Origin of the sequence: Lactobacillus sp. UMNPBX17, from assembly GCF_002553735.1 — a bacterium.
Taxonomy (GTDB): Bacteria; Bacillota; Bacilli; order Lactobacillales; family Lactobacillaceae; genus Lactobacillus; species Lactobacillus gallinarum.
Genome location: NZ_PCYT01000094.1, coordinates 1 through 3,526, shown reverse-complemented (window position 1 = coordinate 3,526; position 3,526 = coordinate 1). Strand labels below are relative to the sequence as shown.

3 protein-coding genes are annotated in these 3,526 nt (G+C 31.5%); 1 reads left to right on the top strand and 2 read right to left on the bottom strand.

The features are described from left to right. Nucleotides 1-309: 309 nt before the first annotated feature. On the bottom strand, nucleotides 310-1,491 hold the full coding sequence (locus tag CP368_RS09385) for an SLAP domain-containing protein (RefSeq protein ID WP_098046026.1): 1,182 nt from the start codon (nucleotides 1,489-1,491) through the stop codon (nucleotides 310-312). Between the two features lie 138 nt (nucleotides 1,492-1,629). Further along, nucleotides 1,630-2,847 (bottom strand): DUF3883 domain-containing protein, encoded by a 1,218-nt coding sequence (locus CP368_RS09380; protein WP_233185876.1) that lies wholly within the window; start codon nucleotides 2,845-2,847, stop codon nucleotides 1,630-1,632. Between the two features lie 131 nt (nucleotides 2,848-2,978). Here CP368_RS09380 and CP368_RS09375 point away from each other — a divergent pair, with 131 nt between their 5' ends. Then, on the top strand, nucleotides 2,979-3,350 hold the full coding sequence (locus CP368_RS09375) for a hypothetical protein (RefSeq protein WP_087363364.1): 372 nt from the start codon (nucleotides 2,979-2,981) through the stop codon (nucleotides 3,348-3,350). Nucleotides 3,351-3,526: the final 176 nt, after the last annotated feature.

The window sequence follows — 3,526 nt, the reverse complement described above, 5'->3', positions numbered from 1 at the left end:
ACTTCTAAATTGAAATATCGGAATACTAGCGTAGACGTTGGTAAGAGAAATGGAAAGCACGAATAGTCCAAAATGTATGAAAATAAAACATAGTCATACATTTGCTTACATTTTTCATAGCAGTGAGGTAAAATATAGGTATTCCCGTTGATAACTTATCTATCTAATGAGTTGTCAATGGGTTTTTTGTATGTAAAAATCAAGAGAACTTACTATGTTATAGCTGAAGAAATCTACTATACATTGTCATTTTATACTTTTTTTCAAGCAAAAAACGCTATCCAAATTGAATAGCGTTTTTACTAATAATTAATCTGATTCTTCAGCAGCACGTGTTGCAGCAGTTTCAATAGTCTTAATAGGATTCAATCTTACACGGAAATTAAAGTTGCCTACATAAGCGTCGTCTTCAAAGCCGTACTCACTGTAATCACCCCAAGAAACATAGTTAGATGTTCCCTTGATTCTGTAGAAAAGTTGTGCAATATCGCCACTACCAAGGATAGCTGGATCTAATGCTCTAATCTTTTGGCCCTTCTTAACAGATTGTTTTGTCTTTTTTAATTTTGAATTATAGATAAACAAGTCCATTTGAGGAACAATTGTAGTTGCACCACCATCACGAAATACAGGATTACCGTTAATGCGTCCAACGTTTATCGCCTTGATATAAGCACCCTTACCGATATAGTAGTAATCTTGGCCTTTAATCTTATAATTCTTAACTGCATATGACTTACTACCACTCAAATTTGTGTAGTAGTAATCATCAGACTTAGTCTTGGCGCGACGCTTGCCTGCGTAATTTACAATTGAATATTTAGGCAATACGCGCTGACCATTAAAGCTAATACGTTGACCCTTCTTATTATAAATAGCAGTATTGGTATTTAATTTCAAAACGCCTTTACCATTCATGGTATTAACGTTATTTGACTTAACATAAATTCCGCTACCTAAATTGAAATATGAATCAGGGTAAGTAACCCAGCTCTTACCAACATATTTAATTTTGCTGCCTTTAGTTAAATAAGCTTTGCGACCACGATAAGTTGATAGCCGTTGACCTTTACTGTTGTAAACATATGCATTTTTAATCAAGCCAATTTCATTGCTATTCCAGTTATAGCTACCAACTGCTTTCATATTAATGTAACCACCATCACCTAAATCGGCATAAGTGTTGCCTTTAATAATACTCTGCGGCATCCCGTTAAGATAAATAAAGGCATTAACTTTAGGTCCTTGAATTATAGTTGGTTGACCATAAAAACGAATTGGCTTGTTAAAGTTAATCTCATTTTTATTAGCTATACTTTTACCGTTTTTATTATATAACATTGGTTGAGAATAGCTTTTAACGAACGTAATCTTATTTTTTAAGGTACTTGCTTGAACTATGCTAGAGTTTTGGCTTTGTCCTGTTAAAGCTGCAGGGACCATAAGCGCAGCTCCTGCCACAATACTCAACGCAATTCTTTTTAATTTCATAATAAACCTCCCTTATATTATTCTTTCACTATTTTGAACGTAATTAAGTAAAATTTCACTTAATATATATCAGATTTGATATCGTCATCTTTACCGTTTGAGCTTCTCGCAATACTACTATCACGCCAAAAGCTTTTCTCACCTTATATCTCTCACTTTAATAGTAGCCTGATATTTAATAGGTTTTAAATGTGCTAATTCGTTTTTTAAAGGATTTTTAATTTTATAAATAACTGGTTTATTTTTGACATCAAAAACTCGATAAATCCAATAATTAGGTAAAGTTAAAGCATGCAGTCTTTCGTTTTCAGTTAAAACAAAATCAAACTTTTCACTAATTTTTGCAGTAGTACTTTTAACTTCTATTTGACGAGGAGTTCCATCTTTTTCAAATGACAAAATATCATAACCAATAACATCTGACACTTGTGATTGCCACTTTATTTTTCTTTGTAAATCAGGATATTTTACTAATCTTGCTTGCTCATATGCTATTACTTCTTTTTCACCTAAATACCCCATAGCTGTAGCCGTCTTTTGTTTTGCTATATGATCAATTTTAGATAAACCTTGTACTTTTCTAACAGTTTTCTTTTGCGAAAATTCAATAGCCTGCCTGTCATAAGCAACTGGAAATTTAGGTTCTTTTTTATGAGGAGGTTGAGGCTTTATCTGAATAAAATGAATTTTAGAATAATTTTTACAACCATTATCCAGATTTTCTTTTCCTAACTCATAAGCATAAGGAAAAAGATGATATAAGTAATTGCCGAATTTTATATTGTTCCATTTTTCGGTAGCTTCATCGCTATCTTTTAACTTTAACAGCTTTTGTTGTTTCTCAAAGCGTGATGCATTTAACGGGAAAGCATCCCCGTAGAACTGATATCCAAAATAATTTAGCATTCTTTCAGAAAAAATATTTAGATATTTCTCTGGATAATATACCGACAATATCTTCATCTTAACCATTGTTGCCAAGGGATGTGCTTGAATAGCTACTTTAGCATTTTTGCCACCTGCTTCAATTAAATCAGCAATTGATTCTCTTAACTTCTTAAAAGAACTAAGCAAATCAGGATGACCTTCTGGAGTTTGCCATACTTTATTAATCATATATTTTTGATTTTTCTGACTATAGTAAATACCAAATTTAGATGCAGTTGCACCTTTAATACTCCCAAGACCTGCTAATTCTCTTTCAAGACGATTACAGAAACTATCCTTATTGCCCTTTCCTTCAATATATTCGGAAATTGTCATTTGATTTCTAATATAATCAATTGGAAATGAATTTACGAATTCCTTTCTAAGATCTTCAAGAATTTGATCTTGAGAATCATAGGTATCTAACATGTAATCAAAATCACTTAATCTTCGCATATTATTACGCTATTCTATTTCATATTCATATCTAATTCTTCACATTGTTAACTTAAGTATATAATAAATTTATGATTATAAAAGTCAATGTTAGGAGTTAAAAATTGAAAAAGAAATTACTCAAAATTATTCTACCTTTATTAATGTTATCGTTTTTATTTATATTTAATAAAAATACTGTTTCGGCAAGCTATTTAAACGGTAATAGTTACACTGATATGTGCACACGCTATGTAAAAGTTATTAAGCCAATTAGAGTTTATAAAGTGAGAACAGGAACATGTGAAGCTAAAAACAAATTTCATAAATATGGAAAGATCAAAAAAGGTGCGAAAATTTGGATTTCTCACTATCTTATGAGTACAGGCGGTGGTTGGGTAGTTATAAGCGCACACAAATATTACTCAACTAGAAGAATATTTTTCTTTGCTGCCAATGGTCATGCTAGAGCTAATTGGTACAGGAGAATTGCTTAAAAAGCCACTAATATCACTTTAAATAAAAAAGATTCCAGTTATGAATGATCAATGTCATTAAGTTAAGACATTGACAAATTGAAAAGAGTCGAATCGTTGTGATTCGGCTCTTTTTTTGCATAAAATAAAGGCGAAAAGAACCTACCTTTTCGCCCTCTGATTAAATTATTAAACCT